The organism is Pseudomonas japonica (assembly GCF_013522925.1).
Lineage (GTDB): Bacteria > Pseudomonadota > Gammaproteobacteria > Pseudomonadales > Pseudomonadaceae > Aquipseudomonas > Aquipseudomonas japonica_A.
The window spans coordinates 124,229-149,449 of the sequence record NZ_JAAMQU010000011.1; the positions used below are offsets into that span (position 1 = coordinate 124,229).

24 protein-coding genes are annotated in these 25,221 nt (G+C 62.1%); 16 read left to right on the top strand and 8 right to left on the bottom strand.

Features of this window, described 5'->3' with window-relative positions:
• Window positions 1–10: 10 nt before the first annotated feature.
• The 6 genes from G7016_RS17995 (at window position 11) to moaE (ending at window position 4,729) form a co-directional block, all read left to right on the top strand.
• Complete coding sequence (locus tag G7016_RS17995; RefSeq protein WP_181117086.1) at window positions 11–1,159, top strand: alginate O-acetyltransferase; 1,149 nt, start codon at window positions 11–13, stop codon at window positions 1,157–1,159.
• A gap of 49 nt (window positions 1,160–1,208) precedes the next feature.
• Window positions 1,209–1,877, top strand: coding sequence for an alginate O-acetyltransferase AlgF (locus G7016_RS18000; RefSeq protein ID WP_181117087.1), 669 nt, complete (start codon window positions 1,209–1,211; stop codon window positions 1,875–1,877).
• A 107-nt stretch (window positions 1,878–1,984) separates the two neighbouring features.
• A complete protein-coding gene (locus G7016_RS18005) occupies window positions 1,985–3,436 on the top strand; it encodes a mannose-1-phosphate guanylyltransferase/mannose-6-phosphate isomerase (RefSeq protein WP_181117088.1) in 1,452 nt (483 codons plus the stop codon).
• A gap of 132 nt (window positions 3,437–3,568) precedes the next feature.
• Window positions 3,569–4,042 (top strand): cyclic pyranopterin monophosphate synthase MoaC, encoded by a 474-nt coding sequence (moaC, locus tag G7016_RS18010; protein WP_181117089.1) that lies wholly within the window; start codon window positions 3,569–3,571, stop codon window positions 4,040–4,042.
• Window positions 4,039–4,281, top strand: a complete 243-nt coding sequence (locus G7016_RS18015; RefSeq protein WP_181117090.1) for a MoaD/ThiS family protein — start codon at window positions 4,039–4,041, stop codon at window positions 4,279–4,281. Before moaC ends, G7016_RS18015 begins: the two co-directional genes overlap by 4 nt.
• Window position 4,282: 1 nt before the next feature.
• A complete protein-coding gene (gene moaE / locus G7016_RS18020; protein ID WP_181117091.1) occupies window positions 4,283–4,729 on the top strand; it encodes a molybdopterin synthase catalytic subunit MoaE in 447 nt (148 codons plus the stop codon).
• Window positions 4,730–4,874: 145 nt separating this feature from the next.
• On the opposite strand, the gene rhlB is transcribed toward moaE, so the two are convergent.
• Both rhlB and G7016_RS18030 read right to left on the bottom strand, forming a co-directional pair.
• The gene (gene rhlB / locus G7016_RS18025) at window positions 4,875–6,329 is read right to left on the bottom strand and encodes an ATP-dependent RNA helicase RhlB (RefSeq protein WP_181117092.1); all 1,455 of its coding nucleotides are present in this window, start codon (window positions 6,327–6,329) and stop codon (window positions 4,875–4,877) included.
• An 81-nt stretch (window positions 6,330–6,410) separates the two neighbouring features.
• Window positions 6,411–7,067, bottom strand: a complete 657-nt coding sequence (locus G7016_RS18030; RefSeq protein WP_181117093.1) for an alpha/beta hydrolase — start codon at window positions 7,065–7,067, stop codon at window positions 6,411–6,413.
• 390 nt (window positions 7,068–7,457) lie between these two features.
• Here G7016_RS18030 and G7016_RS18035 point away from each other — a divergent pair, with 390 nt between their 5' ends.
• The 7 genes from G7016_RS18035 (at window position 7,458) to G7016_RS18065 (ending at window position 14,394) form a co-directional block, all read left to right on the top strand.
• Window positions 7,458–8,483, top strand: coding sequence for an amino acid ABC transporter substrate-binding protein (locus tag G7016_RS18035; protein ID WP_181117094.1), 1,026 nt, complete (start codon window positions 7,458–7,460; stop codon window positions 8,481–8,483).
• 159 nt (window positions 8,484–8,642) lie between these two features.
• Window positions 8,643–9,833: an amino acid ABC transporter permease gene (locus G7016_RS18040; protein ID WP_181117095.1), complete on the top strand. Its 1,191-nt coding sequence runs from the start codon at window positions 8,643–8,645 to the stop codon at window positions 9,831–9,833.
• Between the two features lie 10 nt (window positions 9,834–9,843).
• Window positions 9,844–10,941 carry an amino acid ABC transporter permease gene (locus G7016_RS18045; RefSeq protein ID WP_181117096.1) on the top strand — a complete coding sequence of 366 codons (1,098 nt, stop codon included), beginning with the start codon at window positions 9,844–9,846 and terminating at the stop codon, window positions 10,939–10,941.
• A gap of 15 nt (window positions 10,942–10,956) precedes the next feature.
• Entirely contained in the window at window positions 10,957–11,721 is a 765-nt protein-coding gene (locus G7016_RS18050; RefSeq protein WP_181117097.1) for an amino acid ABC transporter ATP-binding protein, read from the top strand.
• A gap of 141 nt (window positions 11,722–11,862) precedes the next feature.
• On the top strand, window positions 11,863–13,104 hold the full coding sequence (locus G7016_RS18055) for a CynX/NimT family MFS transporter (RefSeq protein ID WP_181117098.1): 1,242 nt from the start codon (window positions 11,863–11,865) through the stop codon (window positions 13,102–13,104).
• Window positions 13,097–13,384 (top strand): GIY-YIG nuclease family protein, encoded by a 288-nt coding sequence (locus G7016_RS18060; protein ID WP_181117099.1) that lies wholly within the window; start codon window positions 13,097–13,099, stop codon window positions 13,382–13,384. The genes G7016_RS18055 and G7016_RS18060 overlap by 8 nt, the downstream gene beginning before the upstream one ends.
• 80 nt (window positions 13,385–13,464) lie before the next feature.
• Window positions 13,465–14,394, top strand: coding sequence for a glutathione S-transferase family protein (locus G7016_RS18065; protein WP_181117100.1), 930 nt, complete (start codon window positions 13,465–13,467; stop codon window positions 14,392–14,394).
• A gap of 217 nt (window positions 14,395–14,611) precedes the next feature.
• Here G7016_RS18065 and yejK read toward each other — a convergent pair whose 3' ends face one another.
• Entirely contained in the window at window positions 14,612–15,619 is a 1,008-nt protein-coding gene (gene yejK / locus G7016_RS18070; RefSeq protein ID WP_181117101.1) for a nucleoid-associated protein YejK, read from the bottom strand.
• 413 nt (window positions 15,620–16,032) lie between these two features.
• Here yejK and G7016_RS18075 point away from each other — a divergent pair, with 413 nt between their 5' ends.
• Complete coding sequence (locus tag G7016_RS18075) at window positions 16,033–16,314, top strand: HU family DNA-binding protein (RefSeq protein ID WP_181117102.1); 282 nt, start codon at window positions 16,033–16,035, stop codon at window positions 16,312–16,314.
• Window positions 16,315–16,367: 53 nt separating this feature from the next.
• Here G7016_RS18075 and rlmF read toward each other — a convergent pair whose 3' ends face one another.
• From rlmF to G7016_RS18100, 5 genes are all read right to left on the bottom strand, one after another.
• On the bottom strand, window positions 16,368–17,306 hold the full coding sequence (gene rlmF, locus G7016_RS18080) for a 23S rRNA (adenine(1618)-N(6))-methyltransferase RlmF (protein WP_181117103.1): 939 nt from the start codon (window positions 17,304–17,306) through the stop codon (window positions 16,368–16,370).
• 77 nt (window positions 17,307–17,383) lie between these two features.
• Window positions 17,384–20,230 (bottom strand): valine--tRNA ligase, encoded by a 2,847-nt coding sequence (locus tag G7016_RS18085; RefSeq protein ID WP_181117104.1) that lies wholly within the window; start codon window positions 20,228–20,230, stop codon window positions 17,384–17,386.
• Window positions 20,231–20,345: 115 nt separating this feature from the next.
• Window positions 20,346–20,747, bottom strand: coding sequence for a DNA polymerase III subunit chi (locus tag G7016_RS18090; RefSeq protein WP_181117105.1), 402 nt, complete (start codon window positions 20,745–20,747; stop codon window positions 20,346–20,348).
• A gap of 10 nt (window positions 20,748–20,757) precedes the next feature.
• Window positions 20,758–21,186: a DNA polymerase III subunit chi gene (locus G7016_RS18095; protein WP_181117106.1), complete on the bottom strand. Its 429-nt coding sequence runs from the start codon at window positions 21,184–21,186 to the stop codon at window positions 20,758–20,760.
• 44 nt (window positions 21,187–21,230) lie between these two features.
• Complete coding sequence (locus G7016_RS18100) at window positions 21,231–22,718, bottom strand: leucyl aminopeptidase (RefSeq protein WP_181117107.1); 1,488 nt, start codon at window positions 22,716–22,718, stop codon at window positions 21,231–21,233.
• A 231-nt stretch (window positions 22,719–22,949) separates the two neighbouring features.
• On the opposite strand from G7016_RS18100, the gene lptF reads away from it, so the two are divergent.
• Window positions 22,950–24,068 (top strand): LPS export ABC transporter permease LptF, encoded by a 1,119-nt coding sequence (lptF, locus tag G7016_RS18105; RefSeq protein WP_181117192.1) that lies wholly within the window; start codon window positions 22,950–22,952, stop codon window positions 24,066–24,068.
• Window positions 24,065–25,126 carry an LPS export ABC transporter permease LptG gene (gene lptG, locus G7016_RS18110; RefSeq protein ID WP_181117108.1) on the top strand — a complete coding sequence of 354 codons (1,062 nt, stop codon included), beginning with the start codon at window positions 24,065–24,067 and terminating at the stop codon, window positions 25,124–25,126. Before lptF ends, lptG begins: the two co-directional genes overlap by 4 nt.
• Window positions 25,127–25,221 lie beyond the last annotated feature (95 nt).

The window sequence follows — 25,221 nt, forward strand, 5'->3', positions numbered from 1 at the left end:
CGAGCCGCCCATGACACGTTCATTACGTATTCTCTACATCGCGATCTTCTTCGGCATTCTGGTGCTGATGGGGCTCTGGTCTCTGGTGTCGTTCGGCAGCTTCGAGCGAACGGCCCAGATGACCTTCCTCAACGGCAAGCTGACCAAGGCCGTGGAAACCCACTACGACGAAGAGTTTCCGATCAAGCGCCTGGGCACCAACCTGTGGGCGGCAGTGGACTACAAACTGTTCCATGAGGGCCGCCCGGGGGTAGTGCTGGGCAAGGACCAGTGGCTGTTCACCGACGAGGAGTTCAAGCCGGTCGCCAACGGGGATCAGATCGAGAAGGAAAACTTCGCGCTGATCCGTGGTGTGCGCGACCGTTTGCAACAACAAGGCATCAAGCTGGTGATGGCGATCATTCCTGCCAAAGCCCGCTTGTATCCAGAGCATTTTGCGGACACTCAGCCTGCCAGCATGCACAAGGACTTGTATGAACAGTTCCATGCGCAAGCGCAGCAGGCGGGCATCTTTGCTCCGGATCTGATGACCCCGCTACAGCAGGCCAAGCAAACCGGTCAAGTATTCCTGCGCACTGATACGCACTGGACACCACTGGGCGCGGAAGTTGTGGCACGTAATATTGGCGCCGCTATTTCGGCACATTCGCCAATTAATACTACCCCGGTTCAATATGTAACCGAGGCAGAGCAGCCCAAGCCGTACAAAGGTGACCTCACATCTTTCCTGCCGCTCGACCCGCTGTTCACAAATTTGCTTCCGCAGCCAGATAGTTTGCAACAAAAGACAACTCGCGCTGTCGAAGGCGCTGTGGAGAGCGAGGATGCCCTCTTCAGTGATGCCGAAGTTCCGGTGGGCCTGGTAGGTACGAGCTACAGCGCCAACCCGCACTGGAACTTCCTGGGCGCACTGCGCGAGTCGTTGCACAGCGATGTCGTGAACTATGCCGAGGAAGGCCATGGTCCGATCTTGCCGATGCTCAAATACTTGCAGAGCGACGGCTTCAAGAATAACCCACCGCAAGTTCTCGTTTGGGAATTCCCTGAGCGTTACTTGCCGATGAAGAATGATCTCAGCGGCTTCGACCCTGCGTGGGTCGCGGAACTGAAGAAAACTCAAGACAGCAATCAGAATCTGGCTGTAGGCCAGAACAACTGAAAATTTTAAATAAACGGCGCACGTTTCATATCAGCCGAGAGGAACGCACATGACCGCAAAGACTTTGAAGACTGCCCTTCGTACTTCCCGTATCGCCAAGGCTTGTGCACTGGCCGTAGGGTTTGGTCTGTTGTCCACCCAGGCCTTCGCGGCCGGTGACGGCGCGCTGTACGGTCCAACCGCGCCCAAAGGCTCTGCATTTGTACGGGTATATAACGCCAGCAACCAGGAAGTGACTTCCACCATCGGTACCGGCAAGCCTTCGGAAATCGCGCCGCTGGGCAGCAACGATTTCGAGTTCATGCCTGGCGGCCAGTACACCGCCAAGCTGGGCAGCGAAAGCCTGCCGGTAAACCTGGCCGGTGACCATTACTACACCATCGTGAAGAGCGCTTCCGGCACTTCCAAACTGGTTGAAGAAAAAGCGTTCAACAACAAGCAGAAAGCCCTGGTGCGCGTGCAAAACCTGAGCGACAAGCCGCTCGCGCTGAAAACCGCCGATGGCAAGGAAGTGATCCCAGCCGTTGCTCCTAACGCCAGCGGCGACCGTGAAATCAACCCGGTCAAAGTTACGTTCGCGCTGTTCGACGGTGCCAACAAGGTCAAGGACCTTCCAGCGGTCACGCTGGAGCGCGGCGACGCCACCGTCCTGTATGTAACCGGCCAAGGCGCCAGCTTGAACCCTGTATGGGTCAAGCGCCCAGTTTCCACCCGCTGATCGCGGGGGTTGCGCGGCCGCCAGCACGGCGGCCGGCATGGAACAACAAGTAGACGAAGCGGTAGAACAACACAGTCATCTCATTACGTAATTCTTGGAGAAACACTATGATTCCGGTGATCTTGTCAGGTGGTAGCGGCTCCCGTCTCTGGCCGCTTTCGCGCAAGCAGTTCCCGAAGCAATTCCTGGCGCTGACGGGTGAGCACACGCTCTTCCAGCAAACCCTGGAACGTCTGGTGTTCGAAGGCATGGATAAGCCATTGGTGGTCTGCAACAAGGACCACAAGTTCATCGTCAACGAACAACTGTCGGCCCTCAAGCTGGAAACCCAGGGCATCCTGCTCGAACCCTTCGGCCGCAACACCGCCCCAGCCGTAGCGCTGGCCGCGATGAAGCTGGTCAACGAAGGCCGTGACGACTTGATGCTGGTGCTGCCAGCCGACCACGTGATCGAAGACCAGAAAGCCCTGCAACGCGCCCTGGCCCTGGCCACCGTGGCTGCCGAGCGTGGCGAGATGGTGCTGTTTGGTGTGCCGGCAACCCGCCCGGAAACCGGCTACGGCTACATCAAATCCACCAACGACGCCCTGCTGCCGGAAGGCGTGAGCCGCGTGTCCCACTTCGTTGAGAAGCCGGACGAAAAACGCGCCCAGGAGTTCGTCGACGTAGGCGGTTACTTCTGGAACAGCGGCATGTTCCTGTTCCGCGCCAGCCGCTTCCTGGAAGAGCTGAAAAAGCACGATCCGGACATCTACGACAATTGCCTGCTCACCCTTGAGCGCAGCAAACGTGATGGCGACAACATCGAGATCGAAGAAGCCAGCTTCGCCTGCTGCCCGGACAACTCCATCGACTACGCCGTGATGGAAAAAACCCAGCGCGCCTGCGTGGTGCCGCTGACTGCCGGCTGGAGCGACGTAGGCTGCTGGAACTCCCTGTGGGAAGTTCACGCCAAGGACGCCAACGGCAACGTCACCAAGGGCGACGTAGTCATCCAGGACAGCCGCAACTGCATGATCCACGGCAACGGCAAGCTGGTGTCGGTGATCGGCCTGGAAAACATCGTGGTGGTAGAAACCCGCGACGCCATGATGATTGCCCACAAGGACAAGGTCCAGGGCGTGAAGAACATGGTTGCCACCCTGAACGACATGGGCCGCAGCGAAACCCAGAACCACTGTGAAGTGTACCGCCCATGGGGCTCGTACGACTCGGTGGACCAGGGCGGCCGCTTCCAGGTCAAGCACATCACCGTCAAGCCGGGCGCGTGCCTGTCGCTGCAGATGCACCACCACCGCGCCGAGCACTGGATCGTGGTATCCGGTACCGCCGAAGTGACCTGCGACGAGAACGTGTTCCTGCTGACCGAGAACCAGTCGACCTACATCCCGATCGCTTCGGTTCACCGCCTGCGCAACCCGGGCAAGATCCCGCTCGAACTGATCGAAGTTCAATCGGGCAGCTACCTGGGCGAAGACGACATCGAGCGCTTCGAAGACATCTACGGCCGCTCCAGCGCTACCCCGGTTGGCGTTTCCGTGAAGTCCATCACTCAGTAACTGCAGGAACCGGGCCGGCCATCCGGCAGGCCCGGGAACCAGGTCAACAAGAGGCCCCGCGCCAAGCCCCAGTGGCTTGCCGCGGGGCCTTTTGCGTTACACTGGCGGCCTGTTTTTCGAAGGAGCGGGCCCATGCTCACCCACCTGGATTCCCACGGCCGCGCCAATATGGTGGACGTCACCGCCAAGGCCGTCACCGAGCGCGAGGCCACCGCCGAGGCCCGCGTGCGCATGCAACCGGGCACCCTGCAGATGATCGTCGACGGCGCTCACCCCAAAGGCGATGTATTCGCCGTAGCCCGCATTGCCGGCATACAGGCGGCGAAGAAAACCAGCGACCTCATTCCCCTCTGCCACCCCCTGATGCTCAGCAGCGTGAAGGTAGAGCTGAGCGGGGAGGGCGCCGACACCGTGCTGATCCGGGCCCGCTGCAAGCTGGCAGGCCAGACCGGCGTGGAAATGGAAGCGCTGACGGCTGCCAGTGTCGCCGCGCTGACCATCTACGACATGTGCAAGGCCGTGGACAAGGGCATGGTAATCGAAGCGGTGCGGCTGCTTGAAAAGCGCGGTGGCAAAAGTGGAGATTTCCAGGCGGCACCGCTATGAAACTGAACGTGCTGTATTTCGCGAGGTTCCGCGAAGCCATGGGGCGCGACGCCGAACAGGTCGAGGGGGAGTTTCCTACTCTCGAAGCGCTCAGGGCCTTTCTGGTCAACCAGGGCGAGCATGACGTGCTGGCCGAGGCCAACCTCATGTGCGCACGTAATGAGGAGCTGTGCAGCCTTGCAGAGCCGTTGCAGGACGGTGACGAGGTAGCCTTCTTCCCCACCGTGACCGGGGGCTGAGATGGCGATTCGCGTTCTACCCACGGCCTTTGACCCGGGCATGGAACTTAACGCAGTTCATCAAAGCCAGTTGGGCATAGGGGCGGTGGTGAGCTTTACCGGGTATGTACGGGATTTCAACGACGGCAAGGACGTTGCCGGGTTGTTTCTCGAGCACTACCCGGGCATGACCGAAAAAGCGCTGGGTAGCATCGAGCAAGAGGCGCGGGAGCGTTGGCCGCTGTTGAACGTGGAGGTGATTCACCGGGTGGGCGACCTGCCTCCGGGAGAGCCGATTGTGTTCGTGGCCTGTGCCAGCGCCCATCGGCAAGCCGCGTTCGAGGCCTGCGAATTCATCATGGACTACCTGAAAACCCGGGCGCCGTTCTGGAAACGGGAAACCACCCCCGATGGCCCGCGCTGGGTGGAAGGCCGCCACAGCGACCAGCAAGCCGCCGAGCGGTGGTGATCCTCAGGAGGCCCAGGCTGGGCTTCTGGCTTGGATGATGACTGTTGGCACCAGGCACCTGTAGGAAGCGGGCGAAGCTCGCGAAAATGCTATTCGCGAGCTTCGCCCGCTTCCTACAGGTTTCGGCTTTTGCCCTGAACACCGTTCAGCCGCGGCGCGGTACCGGCTTTAGCAAGGTCTCCGGCGGCATTTCGCAGCTGATCTTCCTGCCGAGCAGCGCCTCGATCCCTGGCAGCTGATAGCTGTCGTCTTCACCGGCAAAGCTCACGGAGATGCCGCTGGTGCCTGCGCGGCCGGTTCGGCCGATGCGGTGCACGTAGTCGTCCGGGTCTTCGGGCAAGGTGAAGTTGATCACGTGGCTGATGCCTTCGATGTGAATGCCACGGCCTGCGACGTCGGTCGCAACCAGTACTTTCACCTGGCCCGCGCGGAAGGCTTCAAGGGTTTTGATGCGCTTGTGCTGTGGCACGTCCCCGGACAGCTGCGCAGCGTTGACGCCGTCGCGTACCAGGCGCTCCTCGATGCGGCGTACTTCGTCCTTGCGGTTGGCGAACACCATCACCCGATCCCAGCCCTCGCTGTTGATCAGGTTGTACAGCAGCTTGTACTTGTCGCTGCCAGCCACGGCGTACACGTGCTGTTCCACGGTGTCGCTGGCGACCTGTTCAGGCTCGATCTCGACGATGGCCGGCTCTACTGTCCACTGGCGCGCCAGGTTCATCACGTCTTCGGTGAATGTGGCGGAGAACAGCAGCGTCTGGCGTTCGCTTTTGGGTGGGGTCTGCCGGATGATCTGGCGAACCTGAGGGATAAAGCCCATGTCGAGCATGCGGTCGGCTTCGTCCAGCACCATCACTTCGACCATATCCAGGTGCACTTCGCCACGCTGGTTGAAATCCAGCAGGCGGCCGGGAGTTGCCACCAGAATGTCGCAATAGCGGGACTCGAGCTGCTTGAGCTGCTTGTCGAAATCCATCCCGCCTACGAAGGTCATCACGTTCAGCCCGGTATAGCGGGTGAGCTCGGCGGCATCCTTGGCGATCTGCACCACCAGCTCACGGGTAGGGGCGATGATCAGCGCCCGCGGTTCGCCCATGTAGCGCTCGGCTGGCGGCGGCGTTTGCAGCAGCTGGCTGATGGTGGAAATCAGAAAGGCCGCGGTTTTACCCGTACCGGTTTGCGCTCGGCCGATGGCGTCGCGGCCCTTGAGCGTATACCCGAGTACTTGAGCCTGGATCGGCGTGCAGTAGGGGAAGCCCAGGTCGTGGATGGCGTGCATCAGTTCTGCACGCAGGGGGAAGTCATGGAAGCGGGTTTTGCCTTCTTGAGGCTCGACCTGAAAATCCTCGGGTTTCCATTGCACTACCGGCTTGGGCTTGGGCGCAGGTTTGCGTTCGCGGCGCGGGCGTTCGGCAGTGGCGGCGGCAGCTTCACGCGCCGGCGCCTCGGTGGCGCGGGGTGCCCTTGCCGGCTTGGGCACAGGGGCGGAGGCTGCGGAAGGGCGAGGCGTATGAATCTCAGCGGGCGAAGCGGGCGCGGCGGCGAGTGGCTCAGCCTCGCTTTTGCCGAACATTTTCTTGAGTGCTTTGAGCACGGTCATCTCGTCATTGATTGTAAGGAATGGTTCGCTGGCAGTGTAATGCAAGAATCGGGCGCGGCGTAGTGCCGCGCTCGGGCGGGCTTAACCCAGTCGGGCCTTCAGCCAGGCCGCGATGTCGCGGATTTCGGCTTCGATCACCGCATGTTCCATAGCGTATTCCTTCCAGGTCGCCGTCACGCCTGCATCCTGTAGCCGGTCATGGGCTGCGCGGCCCATTTCCCGGATGACCACGCCGTCCTGGGTGCCATGCAGGTTGAGCACAGGAATGGCCTGCTGAACGGTCGTCAGCGGGAGTACGTCGCCAAAGCTTGGCGCATAGGTGGACAACGCCATCACGCCAGCCAAGGGGCGGGACTGCTCAACGAACGCCGTGTGCAACACCACCGCGCCGCCTTGGGAGAAGCCGGCCAGCACGATGCGCTCATCGGCGATGCCTTTGGCGTTCTCATCGTCCATCAGGGCAAGAACGGTCGCGGCGGAGGCGTCCAGTTGGTCGCGATTGATGGCCCGTGCCGGGCTCATGGCCAAGATGTCATACCAACTGGGCATCATATAGCCGCCATTGATCGTCACCGCCTGCACGGGCGCTTGTGGCAGCACAAAGCGTGTAGTGGGCAGTACCTGCTGTAGTAACTGTGCCACGGGCTGAAAATCGAAGCGGTCTGCCCCCAATCCGTGCAACCAGATTACACAGGCGTCGGCGGGTTGGGTGGGCTCAAGGATCAGGGTTTCGCTCATCGGCGCTCCTTTTTGGTGCGGGTTGATTCGAAAGAGTGCGTGCTTTCGGGGCGGGTTGTGGCATTTTGCTAACAAAACGTCGCGTGGGTGAAACTTTCCTGCTTGACGCTAACTGAATCGCTTATGCGTGGCGGTATGGTACGCGCTTTGCTAAACCTATGGTGCGAACGAAGACGCGCCCGCTACCGGTAACACCTGCGGTTGGGGGAAGGGGCTGGCGTGCCGGGCAAAGTATCCGGCATTCCGGCTCCGTCGCAGGCACGAGCGCTTTTCCACGCACTTGCAGGTTACCCCGCTCGACCCAAAACGAAGCCAGCACGGGTTGAGGTCGCCTCACAAAGGTGCGGGTAACACTAGCTCGGACACAACAAGAGCCCATTGGAGGTTTGAATGAAGATGTTGAAATCCACCCTGGCAGTACTGACCACCGCGGCCCTGTTCGGTGCCAGCGGGTTTGCTCAGGCAGGGGCCACCCTGGACGGCGTAAAGAAAAAAGGCTTCGTCCAGTGCGGCGTGAGCGACGGCTTGCCGGGCTTTTCGGTGCCTGACTCCACTGGCGTGATCAAGGGTATCGACGCCGATGTGTGCCGCGCCGTTGCTGCCGCCGTGTTTGGCGATGCCAGCAAGGTCAAGTTCAGCCAGCTGAACGCCAAGGAGCGCTTCACCGCGCTGCAGTCCGGCGAAATCGACGTACTGTCGCGCAACACCACCTGGACCAGCTCCCGCGATGCGGGCATGGGCATGATCTTCGCCGGTGTGACCTACTACGACGGCGTTGGCTTCCTGGTGAACAACAAGCTGGGCGTGAAAAGCGCCAAAGAGCTGGACGGCGCGACCATCTGCATCCAGGCCGGTACCACCACCGAGCTCAACGTTTCGGACTACTTCCGCTCCAACGGCCTGAAGTACACCCCGATCACCTTCGACACCTCCGACGAATCGGCCAAGTCGCTGGAAAGCGGCCGCTGCGACGTACTTACCTCCGACAAGTCACAGCTGTACGCACAGCGCTCCAAGCTGGCCACCAAGGCTGACTTCATCGTGCTGCCGGAAACCATTTCCAAGGAGCCCCTGGGCCCGGTTGTCCGCAAGGGCGACGACGAATGGCTGAACGTGGTCAAGTGGAGCCTCTTCGCGATGCTCAACGCCGAGGAAGCCGGCGTTACCTCCAAGAACGTGGAAGAGCAGGCCAAGTCGACCAAAAACCCGGACGTTGCCCGTTTGCTCGGCGCTGACGGCGAATACGGCAAGGACCTCGGCTTGCCGAAGGACTGGGTTGTGCAGATCGTCAAACAAGTGGGCAACTACGGCGAGATCTTCGAGAAGAACCTGGGCAAGGGTTCGCTGGAGATCGACCGTGGCATGAACGCACTGTGGAACAACGGCGGGATCATGTACGCACCTCCAGTACGTTGATCGCCGTACGCCGGCGCTCGATGGCCGGCGTAGCGAAGGCAGGATGCAAATCAGGGCAGGCGCAGGACGCGATGAATTCGCGGCAGCGCCTGCCTTGGCATTTCCAGCCGGCCTTCGGCACCAGACCGCTGTATCGACCGTTTCACTCCGGGGCATTTCATGCAAAAACACATCGGCGCACCCAGCGCTAAAACCGGGCGGTTTTCCCTGACCGACCCACGCGTGCGTGCGTGGGTATTCCAGATCATCACTGTATTGGCCGTGGTTTCGCTCGGCTGGTACCTGTTCGACAACACCCAGACCAACTTGCAGCACCGCGGTATTACCTCGGGCTTCGGCTTCCTGGAACGCAGCGCCGGCTTCGGTATCGCGCAGCACCTGATTCCTTATGTGGAATCGGACACCTATGCGCGCGTGTTCCTCATTGGCCTGCTCAACACCTTGCTGGTGACGTTCATAGGCATCGTGCTCGCAACGCTGCTGGGCTTCGTGGTGGGTGTGGCTCGGTTGTCCAACAACTGGATGATCAGCAAGCTGGCCACGGTGTATATCGAGGTTTTCCGTAATATCCCGCCGCTGCTGCAGATCCTCTTCTGGTACTTCGCGGTCTTTCTTACGCTGCCGGGCCCTCGCGGTGGTATCAACATCGCGGACAGCTTCTATATCAGCAACCGCGGCCTGAACATGCCGGGCGCCATGATGGGCGAAGGCTTCTGGGCATTCGCCGTTGCCGTTGTGGTCGCACTGGTGGCGATTTTCGCCATGGTCCGCTGGGCGAACCGCCGTTTCGAAGCCACCGGCCAACCGTTCCACAAGTTCTGGACCGGCCTTGCCATCATCGTGGTAGTCCCCAGCCTCGCCATGCTGGTGTTCGGTGCGCCGTTCCATTGGGAGGTCCCCACCCTGCGTGGGTTCAACTTCGTGGGCGGCTGGGTGATGATCCCGGAGCTGCTGGCGCTTACCCTGGCGCTCACGGTGTACACCGCCGCGTTCATTGCCGAAATCGTGCGTTCGGGCATCAAGTCGGTCAGCCATGGCCAGACCGAAGCCGCCCGCTCGCTGGGCCTGCGCAATGGCCCCACGCTGCGCAAGGTGATCATTCCTCAAGCCTTGCGGGTGATCATTCCTCCATTGACCAGCCAGTTCCTGAACCTGGCCAAGAACTCCTCGCTGGCTGCCGGTATCGGCTACCCGGAAATGGTCTCGCTGTTTGCCGGCACCGTGCTGAACCAGACCGGCCAGGCCATCGAAGTCATCGCCATCACCATGAGCGTGTACCTGGCTATCAGCATCAGCATTTCGCTGCTGATGAACTGGTACAACAAGCGCATCGCGCTGATCGAGCGATAGGGACCTGCATATGACTACTCATGTTTTCAAGCCCGACCAGCCGCCACCCGTGAAAGCCGTGGGTGCCGTCGCCTGGATGCGCGCCAACCTGTTTTCCGGCTGGTTCAATACCCTACTCACGCTGCTTGCCCTGTACCTCATCTGGCTGATCGTGCCGCCCGTGCTTAGCTGGGCGATCTTCGATGCCAACTGGGTGGGCACCGTTCGCGAAGACTGCACCAAAGCCGGCGCGTGCTGGGTGTTCATCGAACAGCGGATCGGCCAGTTCATGTATGGCTACTACCCCTCCGCGCTGCGCTGGCGCGTAGACCTCACGGTGTGGCTGGCCGTGATCGGGGCGGCGCCGCTGTTCATTCCCAAGGTGCCGAAGAAGGTCAAGTACGGGATCGCCTTCCTGATCCTGTACCCGATCATTGCCTGGTGCCTGTTGCATGGCGGCGTCTTCGGCCTGGCTACTGTGCCCACCAGCCAGTGGGGCGGCCTGATGCTCACGCTGGTGATCGCCACGGTCGGCATCGCCGGCGCCTTGCCGCTGGGCATCATCCTTGCGCTGGGCCGGCGCTCCAAGATGCCGGCGGTGAAGGTGGTGTGCGTGACCTTCATCGAGTTCTGGCGCGGCGTGCCGCTGATTACCGTGCTGTTCATGTCTTCGGTGATGCTGCCGTTGTTCCTGCCCGAAGGCATGAACTTCGACAAACTGCTGCGGGCGCTGATCGGGGTGATCCTGTTCCAGTCCGCCTATGTGGCCGAAGTTGTGCGCGGCGGCATGCAGGCTATCCCCAAGGGCCAGTACGAAGCCGCTTCCGCCATGGGCCTGGGCTACTGGCGCAGCATGGGCCTGGTGGTGCTCCCGCAGGCGCTCAAGCTGGTGATTCCCGGCCTGGTGAACACCTTCATTGCGCTGTTCAAGGACACCAGCCTTGTCATCATCATTGGCCTGTTCGACCTGCTCAACAGCGTCAAGCAAGCCGCCGCCGATCCCAAATGGCTCGGTATGGCCACCGAGGGCTATGTATTCGCCGCCCTGGTGTTCTGGATTTTCTGTTTCGGCATGTCCCGCTACTCCATACACCTGGAGCACAAGCTGGACACCGGTCACAAGCGCTAAGCGTCAGGAGAGAACATGAACGACCCCATCAAGCAACCCGCCGGCGCTGAAGGCATTATTCGCATGACCGGTGTGAACAAGTGGTACGGCCAGTTCCACGTGCTCAAGGACATCAACCTCAACGTGCGCCAAGGCGAGCGTATCGTGCTGTGCGGCCCGTCGGGTTCGGGCAAATCGACCACCATCCGCTGCATCAACCGGCTGGAAGAACACCAGCAGGGCAGCATCGTGGTGGATGGCGTAGAGCTGACCAACGACCTTAAGCAGATCGAGGCGATCCGCCGGGAAGTGGGCATGGTGTTCCAGCACTTCAACCTCTTCCCACACCTGACCATCCTGCAGAACTGCACCCTGGCGCCCATGTGGGTACGCAAGATGCCAAAGCGTCAGGCCGAGGAAATCGCCATGCATTACCTGGAGCGCGTGCGCATCCCGGAGCAGGCGCACAAGTTCCCTGGGCAGCTTTCCGGTGGCCAGCAGCAGCGGGTGGCCATCGCCCGTGCGCTGTGCATGAAACCCAAGATCATGCTGTTCGACGAGCCGACCTCCGCGCTGGACCCGGAAATGGTGAAGGAAGTGCTCGACACGATGATCGGCCTGGCCGAAGACGGCATGACCATGCTGTGCGTAACCCACGAAATGGGCTTTGCGCGGACTGTGGCCAACCGGGTGATTTTCATGGACAAGGGCGAGATCGTTGAACAGGCCGCGCCGGACGACTTCTTCGATCGCCCGCAAAGCGACCGTACGCGGTTGTTCCTGAGCCAGATCATTCATTGATCCCTGAGGATGCTCCCGTCGCGGTTAAGGATTGCCGCGACAGGGCGCCCATCCAGGTTTTGACCAGTTGATCCACTTCCTTTGGCAAGCGTAAAGTGCTGGGCTGTTTGTATCTAAATAAATCTGCCCAGCCGAGCCTTTATGCCTGCCGACACCCCTACGCCTGACGCCACCGCTACTCAGGCGCATTCCATTTCCTCCACGCGCGGGCGTGCCGCCCTGTTGATCGGCGCGCTGGTATTGGTCGCCCTGAACCTGCGCCCAGCGTTGTCGAGCTTGTCCCCGTTGTTGCATCGAGTGTCTGAGGATTTGGGGCTCAGCGCGGCCGTGGCCGGGTTGCTCACCACCTTGCCGGTGTTCTGCCTGGGCGTATTTGCGCCGTTGGCGCCTTTGCTGGCTCGCCGTTTCGGCCCTGAACGCACCGTTGGCGGGATACTGCTCCTGCTGGCTGCGGGCATTCTGTTGCGTACCCAGTTTGGCGTAAGCGGGCTGTTTGCCGGCAGCGTAGTGGCGGGCGCCAGTATCGGCATTATCGGGGTGCTGTTGCCTGGCATCGTCAAACGGGATTTCCCGGCCCATGCCGGCACCATGACCGGCGTGTACACCATGGCCCTGTGCCTGGGGGCGGCACTGGCGGCCGGCTCGAGCGTGCCGTTGAGCGAGGCATTCGGCGACAGCTGGCGCCTGGGGCTGGGCGTATGGCTGGTGCCGGTGCTTATCGCCGCGATCGCCTGGTTTCCGCAAACCCGTTCCGGCCAGCACGCGCGGCGCGCCGCTTACCGGGTGAAAGGGTTGCTGCGCGACCCGCTTGCCTGGCAGGTCACCCTGTTCATGGGGCTGCAGTCTTCGCTGGCGTACATCGTGTTCGGCTGGTTGCCGTCCATATTGATCGATCGCGGCCTGTCCGCTGCCGAGGCAGGGTTGGTAACGTCCGGCTCGATCATCGTGCAACTGGCCAGTTCGCTCAGCGCGCCGTGGCTGGCAACGCGGGGGCGGGACCAGCGCCTGGCTATTCTCGTCGTGATGGGCTTGAGCCTGGTGGGGTTGTTCGGCTGCCTGTATGCGCCATTGAGCGGTTTGTGGGGCTGGGCCGTGGTGCTCGGCCTGGGGCAGGGTGGGGTATTCGCCGTGGCGCTTACGCTGATTGTGCTGCGCTCCCCGGATGCCCACGTCGCCGCCAGCCTGTCGGGCATGGCTCAGGGCTTCGGTTACACGCTCGCGTCCATGGGCCCGCTGGCAGTCGGGGTTGTGCATGACCTTACCGGCGGCTGGTCGGCGATGGGCTGGGTGTTCGGGGCGATCGGCCTGGGTGCGACTGTCGCGGGCATGGGTGCCGGGCGGGCTCGGCTGGTTGCGGTACGCAGCGAGCGCATCGATGGCTGAGGCCGCGATCGCGCCGTGGTTCGTTTACCTGGTACGGGCGGCCAATGGCGCCCTGTACTGCGGCATTTCCAACGACCCTCACAAGCGCTTCGCCGCGCATCAGAGCGGCAAGGGTGCCCGATTCTTCCGGTCCAGCCCTGCAGTGGCGCTGGTGTATATCCACCCCTGCGAGGAGAAAGGCGAGGCGCTGCGAACCGAACGCGCCATCAAGCGGCTGCCCAAGCGCGTCAAGGAAGCCATGGCCCTCTCCTGGCAAAGCGGCCATAGCCCGGGCGAATGACAGCGGATCACGAGAGGTGGGTAGGCGTGCTGGTGCGGTAGCGCTAAGCTGACCCACCTCACACCTGCCTGGATACCGCAATGACTGCACCGATCCTGCACCACTACCCGACGTCTCCCTTCGCCGAGAAAACCCGCCTGATGCTGGGGTTCAAGGGCCTTGCCTGGCACTCGGTCATCATCCCGCCGATGATGCCCAAGCCAGACCTCATGCCCCTTACCGGCGGTTACCGGAAAACGCCGGTACTGCAGATTGGCGCCGACGTGTATTGCGACACCGCTTTGATTGCGCGCCAGCTGGACAAGCTGCAGCCAACCCCTGCGCTGTTCCCCAAGGGCAAGGAAGCGGTAGTGGCGACCTTCGCCGGTTGGGCGGACTCGGTGGTGTTTCAGCACGCTGTCAGCTTTGTGTTCCAACCCGAATCCGCCGCCATGCGCTTCTCACGCTTCACCGAGGAGCAACGCAATGCGTTCCTGGCCGACCGTGCGCGGCTGTTCAGCGGCGGCACCGCCAGCCGTTTGCCGATCGAAACCGCTCGCCATCAGTGGCCGGTGATCATCGGCCGCGTGGAGGAACAGTTGAGCGCGGGCGGCGAGTTTCTGTTCGGCGAGCCCAGCCATGCGGACTTTGCCCTCGCGCATACCTTCTGGTTCTTGAAAGGTACGCCGGTGACTTCAGGCCTGGTGGACAGCTACCCGAACGTCTCGGCATGGCTGCAGCGCGTGCTTGCCATCGGCCATGGCACCCCCACCGAATTGAGCAGCGCCGAAGCGCTTGAAATCGCCAAGGCCGCCACGCCGGCCACCTTCGCCGAGATCGACTTCGTGGACCCGAGTGGCTTCAAGGCAGGCGACAAGGTAAGCGTTGCAGCCACGGACTACGGCGTGGACGCCGTTGCCGGTGAGCTGGTGTACTGCGATCGCGAAGAAATCGTAGTGCGCCGTGAGGACGAACGTGCAGGCGTTGTGCACGTGCACTTCCCGCGGATGGGGTTCGCTATCAAGGCTTGAATTTCGAGGACGCCTCTAACCTGTTGGAAGCAGGTTTGGAGGCTTCCAACAGATCGATTGAACGCCGCCAGCGTGGTGGGAGTTGGGCGCAGCCGCAGGCGGAGCTCGCGAATCGTCGAATGCCCCCTGGACATCGAGCCTATCTGATCTCCCAAGCTATTTGCGAGCTGCGCCCGCTTCCTACAGGTACGCTCTCGAACCCAGAACAGTAAGCTGGTCAATCCTTCCTGCGCTTGAGCTGGTCCGTCAGCTGGGTTGGCAGGCCCTTGATGGTCAGGGTGCCGGCCGCCTCGTCGTATTCGATCTTGGAGCCCAGCAAGTGGGCTTCGAAGCTGATGGACAGCCCCTCGGCGCGGCCGGTGAACTTGCGGAACTGGTTCAGGGTGCGTTTATCCGCTGGAATCTCCGGGGACAGGCCGTAATCCTTGTTGCGTATGTGCTCATAGAACGCACGCGGGCGGTCTTCGTCGATCAGCCCGGACAGCTCCTGCAGTTCCACGGGCTCGCCCATGCGGGTCTGGCTGGTGGCGTAGTCCACAAGGGTCTTGGTTTTCTCGCGGGCGGCTTCCTCGGGCAGGTCTTCGCTTTCCACATAGTCGCTGAAAGCCTTGAGCAGGGTGCGGGTTTCACCCGGGCCGTCCACCCCTTCCTGGCAGCCGATGAAGTCCCGGAAGTAGTCCGAGACCTTCTTGCCGTTCTTGCCCTTGATGAACGAGATGTACTGCTTCGATTGCTGGTTGTTCTTCCATTCGGACAGGTTGATCCGGGCGGCAAGGTGCAGCTGACCCAGGTCCAGATGACGGGAAGGCGTTACATCCAGTTCGTCGGTCACCGCCACGCCATCGCTATGGTGCAGCAAGGCAATGGCCAGGTAATCCGTCATGCCCTGGTTGTAGTGGGCGAACAACACATGTCCGCCCACGGAAAGGTTGGACTCTTCCATGAGCTTTTGCAGATGTTCCACCGCAACGCGGCTGAAGGCGGTGAAATCCTGCTCTTCTTCGAGGTAGGCTTTTAGCCAGCCACTGAACGGGTAGGCGCCGGATTCGGCATGGAAAAACCCCCACGCCTTGCCTTGCTTGGCGTTATAGCTTTCGTTGAGGTCGGCGAGCATGTCGTCCAGCGCCTGGGTATGCTCCAGCGCCTGGTCACGGGCATGCAGCACGGCGGGGGTGCCGTCGGGCTTTTTGTCGATCAGGTGAACAATGCAATGACGGATCGGCATGGACGTCTCTGGAATAGCGGAAAAACGCCAAGTGTACCGTAAGTGCCGAGGTGGGGGAGTCACGCCCTTGAGCAAGTGAGTGCTGCGACACTCTGTCGCCAGCCCTGCGATTTTTGCCTGTTTTTTAGCCAAAACCCCAATAAACACGAATATTTACCGCCATAGTGGCGGATATTTATCTGGCTCTGTGCTAGTTTTGCCGGCTCTTGCGCTGGTGTGCCAACGGCTTCGCTCGATGGCCCCGGCGTTAGCCCACTTATCAGTGGCCGTCAGCGCGAACCAAACAACGCGATGGGCATCTACATTGCCGATTGGCGTGGCTGTACCCCATACGCCGGGCCCCACGAGGGCCGGTCCGACGGCTGACGTTGCTCTGGCAACCCATACGAATTTGAAAGGGAAGGAACACCACAATGGCACTTACCAAAGACCAACTGATCGCTGACATCGCCGAAGCCGTAGACGCACCCAAGGCCACCGCCAAGAACGCGCTCGAGCAACTCGGCCAGATCGTTGCCGACCAGCTGGAAAACGGCAGCGAAATCACTCTGCCGGGTATCGGCAAGCTGAAAGTTACCGAGCGTCCTGCACGCACTGGCCGTAACCCATCCACCGGTGCTGCCATCGAAATCGCTGCAAAGAAAGTCGTAAAGTTCGTGCCTGCCAAGGTGCTGACCGACGCTATCAACAAGTAAGTTGAGCGTTGCGAAGAAAACCGCGCCCTGAGCGCGGTTTTTTTTCGCAGGTATTATGCTTTGCCTGGCGCGATGCCGTGCCTGCGCTGCTCTGGTGTCTGGAACGTCCATGCCAGGAAGCGGCTTTGCTTCTGTCCCTGCCCCATGGCAACCACTCGGGTATCCAGCGCACCCGCCCGGGCGATACGTGCCTGCAGCGGCGGGAGGTTGCCTGCCTTGGACACCAGGCAGGTGAACCAGCCGATACGTTGCCCACAGGCAACGCTTTCATCGATCAGCTGGCTCACGAAGCGGATCTCGCCGCCTTCACACCATAACTCGTTCTGTTGGCCGCCGAAGTTGAGCACCGGCAGTTTGCGGCTGGGGTCAGCCTTGCCCAGCGCGCGCCATTTACGCTGGCTCCCGGCGATCGCTTCCTGAGGGCTGGCATGGAAGGGCGGGTTGCACAGGGTCACCGCGAAGCGTTCCTCAGGCAGCAGCAACCCTTCCAGGATATGCGCCGGTTGAGCCTGACGGCGCAGCTCGATGGCCTTGCTCAGCTTGTTGGCCTGGACGATGGCCTGCGCCGACCCCAGCGCCACTGGGTCGATATCCGAACCCATGAAGCGCCAGCGGTAATCCAGATGACCCAGCAGGGGGTAAATGCAGTTGGCCCCGGTGCCGATGTCCAGCGCACGCACCTGCGCGCCGGTGGGTAGGGCGCCGCCCTGATCCTGGGCGAGCAGGTCGGCGACGCCGTGCACATAATCGGCCCGGCCCGGCACGGGCGGACACAGGTAACCTTCCGGGATGTCCCAGAAGGCGATGCCGTACAGGGATTTGAGCAAGGCACGGTTGAAGACTCGCACCGCGGCTGGGTCGGCGAAGTCGATGCTTTCCTTGCCATAGGGGTTGAGGATGACGTACTGGCTCAGCTCAGGCGTGCCCTGAATCAAGCGCGGGAAATCATAACGGCCTTGATGCCGGTTACGGGGATGAAGCGTTGGTTTCATTGATACGTTCGCTGAAAAAAATGCGCGGCGGGTGCGCTTTCACACAATGGTGAAGCGCACCCGCCGCGACGAGGGCATCAGAGCGCGCTGATACGGGCGTGCTGATCAGCCAGTTTGGCCAGGGCCTGTTCCGCCTCGGCCAGCTTGGCGCGTTCCTTGTCGATCACCGCAGGCGGTGCCTTATCCACGAAGGACGCATTGGACAACTTGCCGCCCACGCGCTGGACCTCGCCCTGAAGGCGCTGGATTTCCTTGTTCAAACGCCCCAGCTCGGCGTCCTTGTCGATCAGCCCGGCCATGGGTACCAGCACTTCGAGCTCGCCCACCAGCGCGGTGGCGCTCAGCGGGGCCTCATCGGCGGCTTCCAGTACGGTGAACGCTTCGATCTTCGCCAGCTTGCGCAGCAGGTGCTGGTTTTCCTCGAGGCGACGACGATCCTCGGCGCTGGCGTTTTTCAGGTACAGGTGCAAAGGCTTGCCAGGGCCGATGTTCATCTCGCCACGGATGTTGCGCACACCCAGCATCAGCTCCTTGACCCACTCGATGTCACGCTCGGCGGCTTCGTCGATGCGCTCCTCGTTTGCGACCGGCCAGGGCTGCAGCATGATGGTCTGGCCGGTTGCGCCAGCGAGAGGCGCCAGGCGCTGCCAGATCTCTTCGGTGATGAACGGCATGAACGGGTGTGCCAGGCGCAGCGCGACTTCCAGCACCCGTACCAGTGTGCGGCGGGTGCCACGCTGGCGCTCTACCGGGGCGGTCTCGTCCCACAGCACGGGCTTGGACAGTTCCAGGTACCAGTCGCAGTACTGGTTCCAGATGAACTCGTACAGCGCCTGGGCCGCCAGGTCGAAGCGGAACTGGTCCAGCTGCCGGGTGACCTCGGCTTCGGTACGCTGCAGCTGGGAAATGATCCAGCGATCGGCCAGCGACAGCTCGAACGCCTCGCCGTTCTGGCCGCAGTCCTCGCCCTTGTCCAGCACGTAGCGGGCGGCGTTCCAGATCTTGTTGCAGAAGTTGCGGTAACCCTCGACCCGGCCCATGTCGAACTTGATGTCGCGGCCCGTGGAAGCCAGCGAGCAGAAGGTGAAGCGCAAGGCGTCGGTGCCGTAGCTGTCGATCCCTTCAGGGAATTCGGCACGGGTTTGCTTGGCGATCTTGTCGGCCAGCTTGGGCTGCATCAGGCCACTGGTACGCTTGTCCAGCAGTGCGTCCAGTGTGATGCCGTCGACGATGTCCAACGGGTCCAGCACGTTGCCCTTGGACTTGGACATCTTCTGGCCCTGGCCGTCGCGCACCAGGCCGTGCACGTACACGGTTTTGAACGGGACCTGGGCCGTGCCGTCAGGGTTTTTCACCAGGTGCATCGTCAGCATGATCATCCGGGCGACCCAGAAGAAAATGATATCGAAGCCCGTGACCAGCACGTCGGTGGGGTGGAAGGTTTTCAGGAACTCGGTTTGTTCCGGCCAGCCCAGCGTGGAGAAGGTCCACAGGCCCGAACTGAACCAGGTGTCCAGTACGTCGTTGTCCTGCTCCAGCTTCACGTCCGCGCCCAGGTTATGGCGCTCGCGCACTTCGGCTTCGCTGCGGCCTACATACACCTGGCCGCTTTCGTCGTACCAGGCTGGTATCCGGTGGCCCCACCAGAGCTGGCGGCTGATGCACCAATCCTGAATGTCGCGCATCCAGGAGTAGTACATGTTTTCGTACTGCTTGGGCACGAACTGGATGCGGCCGTCTTCCACCGCAGCGATGGCCGGCTCGGCCAATGGCTTGGTAGACACGTACCACTGGTCCGTCAGCCACGGCTCGATTACCGTGCCGGAACGGTCACCTTTCGGCACCTTGAGGGCGTGGTCATCCACGCTCACCAGCAAACCGGCCGCGTCGAAGTCGGCGACGATGCGCTTGCGAGCTTCGAAGCGGTCCAGGCCGGCGTAGGCCGCGGGCAGCTCGGTGGCGATCTGGTCGTTGACCGAACCGTCGAGGTTGAACGCCTGCAGCGCCGGTAGTACCTGGGCGCTCTTGTCGAAGATGTTGAGCAAGGGCAGGTTGTGCCGCTTGCCGACTTCGTAGTCGTTGAAATCGTGGGCGGTGGTGATCTTCACGCAACCGGTGCCGAAGGCCGGGTCGCAATAATCGTCGGCGATGATCGGGATGCGCCGGCCCACCAGCGGCAGCTCGACGAACTTGCCGATCAGTGCCTGGTAACGCTCGTCGCCCGGGTTCACGGCAACCGCCACGTCACCCAGCATGGTCTCCGGGCGAGTAGTGGCAACCACCAGGAACCCATTGCCCTCAGCGGTAACAGCACCGTCGGCGAGGGGGTAGCGCAGGTTCCACAGGAACCCCTTCTCGTCGTGATTTTCCACTTCGAGGTCGGAAATGGCGGTGTGCAGCTTGGTGTCCCAATTCACCAGGCGCTTGCCGCGGTAGATCAGGCCATCCTCGTGCAGGCGCACGAAGGCTTCCTTGACCGCTTCAGACAGGCCGTCGTCCATGGTGAAGCGCTCGCGCGACCAGTCCACCGACGAGCCGAGGCGGCGAATTTGCCGGCTGATGTTGCCACCGGATTCGTTCTTCCATTCCCACACCTTTTCCAGGAACCGCTCGCGGCCCAGGTCATGGCGGCTCTGGCCTTTGGCCTCGAGTTGACGCTCTACCAGCATCTGGGTGGCGATGCCAGCGTGGTCGGTGCCCGGCTGCCACAGGGTATTGCGGCCCTGCATCCGGCGGAAGCGGATCAGCGCGTCCATGATCGCATTGTTGAAACCATGGCCCATGTGCAGGCTGCCGGTCACGTTCGGCGGCGGGATCATGATGGTGTATGGCTGGCCAGAGCCCTGGGGCGCGAAGTAGTTCTGCGCTTCCCAGGTCTGGTACCAGGACGTTTCGATGGCGTGCGGCTGGTAAGTCTTGTCCATGCGCGGCAGGGCCCTGTAAGGCAACGATTCGGAAAGCCGAACAGTATAACGGGAAGGGCGATTGTGTGTGTAGCGGGCGGGCCGCGCCTGTGACCGGGGGTCAACGTATAGAGCTTCAGTGTGCTGGCGGTTGATCCAGCAGCCGCTGCATGCGCGCCTCGAGCCGACGCTTGATCTCGGTCTCGATATGGGGCGCGAAGTCGTCGATCACGTCCTGCATGATCTTTCGAGCGGCCTCGCGCAATTCCAGGTCCAGATGAAGCAGCGTGTCCTGGCGGTTCTGCTCCGGCGTTGTCACGGCTGCTGGCGCGACTTCCACCAGTACCGGTACATCGGCCGTTTCCAGCTCGGGTTCATCGACCGCTTCGAACAACAGCGGGATGGCCTCCTGCTCAGGGCCGTCAATGGTCTCGGTAAGCACTGGCGGTTCCAGCGAATCGTCCCCCAGCAGGCGGCGGATCGACTCGAGGTCGTCCAGAAGTTGGGTGGAGTCGGGCAAAGGGGTTGGCTTATCCATCAAGGAAAACTCAAATACGCGTCAGGCGATGATCCTGCAGAGGATAGCCCTGTTCGCGATAGAAACGGAAATTGTCCCGGGCCTGCTCGCGCACGGGTGGGTCGGCGGTGACGATCTCCGCTACGCGCGCAAAACGCGCCACGAAGGGCGGCACTGCCAGGGTGAGGTTGATCAGCAGCTCGCCGCTGGCGTTGGTCGGCTCTCCAATGCCCAGGGTAACCGGCGCCAGGGACAGGTCCTGCGCCTTGCTGTGCGGCACGAAGCTTTCGCCCTTGAACGCCCACAACCGGGCATCGAGCTCATTGCGCTGGCTTTCGTCAGCGCAATGCAGGTGCACCTGATGCCCGAGGCGCCAGGCTTTTTCGGCGAGCTTGCAGGCAAAATCCAGCCGCGCCGAGGCCAACGGGCTGGGAAGAATATAGAAGTCGACCTGGGTCATGGTTCACGTGCCTCCCCGGCGGCAGGTCCGCCGGGGGGAGCGCCTTAGCCGGCGACGCGGTCGAGCAGGTATTGGGTGAGCAGTGGAACCGGGCGGCCCGTGGCGCCTTTATCCTTGCCACCGCTGAGCCACGCCGTACCGGCGATGTCCAGGTGCGCCCAGTCGTAGCTCTTGGCGAAGCGCGACAGGAAGCAGGCCGCGGTGATGGTGCCAGCCTTCGGGCCACCAATGTTGGCGATGTCGGCGAAGGGGCTGTCCAGTTGCTCCTGGTATTCGTCGAACAACGGCAGCTGCCAGGCGCGGTCGTCGGCGCGGCGGCCAGCGGACAACAGATCGGCGATCAGCCCGTCATTGTTACCCAGCAGGCCGGACGTATGCCCGCCCAGCGCAACCACACAGGCGCCGGTAAGGGTGGCCACGTCTACCACGGCCTTGGGCTTGAAACGCTCGGCGTAGGTGAGGGCGTCACACAGCACCAGGCGGCCTTCGGCGTCGGTGTTGAGGATTTCCACGGTTTGGCCGCTCATGGTTTCCACGATATCGCCGGGCCGGGTAGCCGTGCCGCTGGGCATGTTCTCGGCGCAGGCCATCAGGCATACCAGGTTGATCGGCAATTGCAGTTCCAGCACGGCGCGCAGGGTGCCGAACACGCTGGCGGCGCCGCACATGTCGAACTTCATTTCATCCATGTTGGCGCTGGGCTTGATGCTGATGCCACCGGTGTCGAAGGTGATCCCCTTGCCCACCAGTACATAGGGTTGCTCGCCCTTTTTGCCGCCCTGGTACTGGGCCACGATCAGGCGCGGAGGTTGCGCACTGCCCTGGGCCACGGCCAGGAACGAACCCATGCCAAGCTGCTGCAGCTTTTTCTCATCATGAACCTCGACCTTGAGGTTCTTGTGATCCTTGGCCAGGCCCTTGGCGAGCTCGCCCAGGAAGGTCGGGTGGCACACGTTGGGCGGCATGTTGCCCAGGTCACGGGTGAGGCTCATCCCCAGCGCGATGGCGCGGGCATGCTGCACGGCGCGCTCCACTTCGGCAGTGTCGGCCTTGGCGGTGATCAGGGTGATCTTCTGCAGTGCGCGAGGGTCGGCTTTCTTGCTCTTGTAGCGCTCGAACACATAGGTGGTGTCCAGCACGGTCTCGGCCAGCAGGCGGACCTTGCCGTAGGTGTCACGGTTGGTGACCGACACTTCATCCAGTGCCAGCGCGGCTTCGCTGCCGCCCAGGTTTTTCAGCACATTCATGGCGGCGCCCACGGCCTTGCGCCATGCGCGGTCCCCCAGGGCCTCTTTGCCCACACCCAGCAGCAGCACGCGCTCGGCGCGCAGGCCTGGCAGGCTGTGGAGCAGCAGGGTCTGGCCGGGTTTGCCTTCCAGGTCGCCGCGCTTGAGTACCGCGCTGATGGCGCCATTGCTTTGCTCGTCCAGCTTGCGGGCCACGGCGCCCAAGCTACGGCCTTCGTTGACCGGCACCACCAGTGTTGCGGTCTTGAGCGTTTCGGCATTCACGCTTTTAACAAGCAGTTCCATTTAGCGTCCCCAATCAAAAGTTCGACTTCAACGCGGCGTGGCGCCACGTGCTTGCGCAGGCATAAGCACGCAGTTTGAGCCTGCGCGTCGGCCGCTGACAACCCCGTTGGCGCTCGCGAAGTGACAGCCACCCACATTCACAGGATAATGCGCGCACTTTTTCCGTCGGGCCTGGGGCGCAAGCCGCTCAGGCACATGGCCGCCAAGGCTGGTAACCCCGGAGTGTCTGGTTTGATCGTTTTCCGTTATCTCTCCCGTGAAGTACTGGTCACGCTCAGTGCTGTCAGCGCCGTGTTGCTTGTGATCATCATGAGCGGGCGCTTCATCAAATACCTGGCCCAGGCGGCCAGCGGTGCCCTGGATCCGGGGGTGCTGTTCCAGATCATGGGGTATCGCCTGCCGGGCTTTCTCCAGCTCATTCTTCCGCTGGGCCTGTTCCTGGGCATCCTGCTGGCGTATGGCCGGCTGTACCTCGAAAGCGAAATGACCGTGCTCTCGGCGACGGGCATGAGCCCGCGGCGCCTGCTTGGCATCACCATGGTTCCAGCGGCGGTGGTGGCAGCAGCGGTTGCCTGGCTCAGCCTTGGCCTGGCGCCCCAGGGGGTAGCGCGGGTGGCGCAGATTCTCAACCAGCAGGACGCGCTCACAGAGTTCGATACGCTGGTACCGGGCCGCTTCCAGATGCTGCGCGATGGCACCCGGGTCACCTATACCGAAGAACTCTCGGAAGACCGGGTGAACCTTGGCGGTGTATTCATTTCAGAGAAGCGCGCCTCCGAAGACGGCAAGAAGGACCGTGGCATTTCCGTGCTGGTGGCCGACAAGGGGCGCCAGGAAGTGGACCCCAACGGCAACCGCTACCTGATTCTGGAGAACGGCTACCGTTATGACGGCAACCCGGGCCAACCAGACTACCGCGCAATCAAGTACGACACCTACGGCGTGATGTTGCCCAAGCCAGAGGTGAGCGAAGAAATCACCGAGCGCGAGGCCATTCCTACCGCCAGCCTCTTCGGTTCCAGTGAGCTGCGCGATCGCGCCGAGCTGCAGTGGCGCCTGTCGCTGCCCCTGCTGGTGTTCATCGTGGCACTGATGGCGGTGCCGCTGTCGAGGGTGAACCCGCGCCAGGGGCGTTTCCTCAAGCTGCTACCGGCGATCCTCCTGTATATGGCGTACCTCACCATTCTGATTTCCGTGCGAAGCGCGCTGGAGAAGGGCCGCATGCCCATCGGGGTCGGCATCTGGTGGGTGCACGCACTCTTCCTGGCGATCGGCCTGGGCATGATGGGGTGGCAACCGTGGCGGCTTGCCCGCGCGCGCCAGCGTAGCCGGTCGGAGGTGGCGAAATGAGAAAGCTCGACGGTTACATCGGCCGCAGCGTCTTCGTCGCTATCCTGGCAGTGCTGGGGATCATCCTGGGCCTGGCCACACTGTTCGCGCTCATCGACGAGCTGGGCGACCTGACCGATACCTACACCCTGGGCGACGCCGCCTGGTATGTGCTGCTCACGGCGCCGCGCAGGCTGTATGAGCTTCTGCCGATGTCGGCGTTGATCGGTTGCCTCATTGGCCTGGGCAGCCTGGCCAGCAGCAGCGAGCTGACCATCATGCGTGCGGCCGGCGTGTCGGTATCGCGCATTGTGTGGGCGGTGATGAAGCCCATGCTGGTGTTGATGGTGGCTGGCGTGTTGATCGGCGAGTACGTCGCGCCGCCGGCCGAAGACCAGGCCCAGGCCTCGCGTTCGCTGGCACAGGGTGGGGGCGATGCGCAAAGTGGCAAGCATGGCCTGTGGCATCGTCAAGGCAATGAGTACATCCATATCAATACCGTGCAGCCTAACGGGTTGCTCTATGGCGTAACCCGTTACGAGTTCGATGACCAGCGCCACTTGCTTGAATCCAGTTTCGCCCGCAAGGCGGTCTACGATCAGGATCACTGGCAGCTCAGCGAAGTCACCACCACGCTGTTCAAGGGTGACCACACTGAAGTAGTGCCCGCCGATACTCTGCGCTGGGACGTGGCACTTACGCCGCAGTTGCTGAGCACTGTAGTCATGGCGCCTGAGTCCTTGTCGATTACAGGCCTGTGGGATTACATCCACTACTTGACCGCCCAGGGGCTGAACAACGGCAAGTACTGGCTGGCGTTCTGGACCAAGGTATTGCAACCCCTGGTAACTGCCGCACTGGTATTGATGGCGATCTCGTTCATTTTCGGGCCGCTGCGCTCGGTCACGCTGGGTCAGCGGGTATTCACCGGCGTATTGGTGGGCTTCGTGTTCCGTATCGCTCAAGACCTGCTTGGGCCATCCAGCCTGGTCTTCGGCTTCCCGCCGCTGTTGGCTGTGGCACTGCCCGCGGCTGTATGTGCCGTGGCCGGGGCCTGGTTGCTGCGCAGGGCAGGGTAGGGCTGAGGCGGGCCTGGCTGCTGTAGAGCAACGGGGCCGGCCATCCGGCGCAGCCGCAGGCGAAGCTCGCGAAAGGGGTTAGCACCTTGCACGAG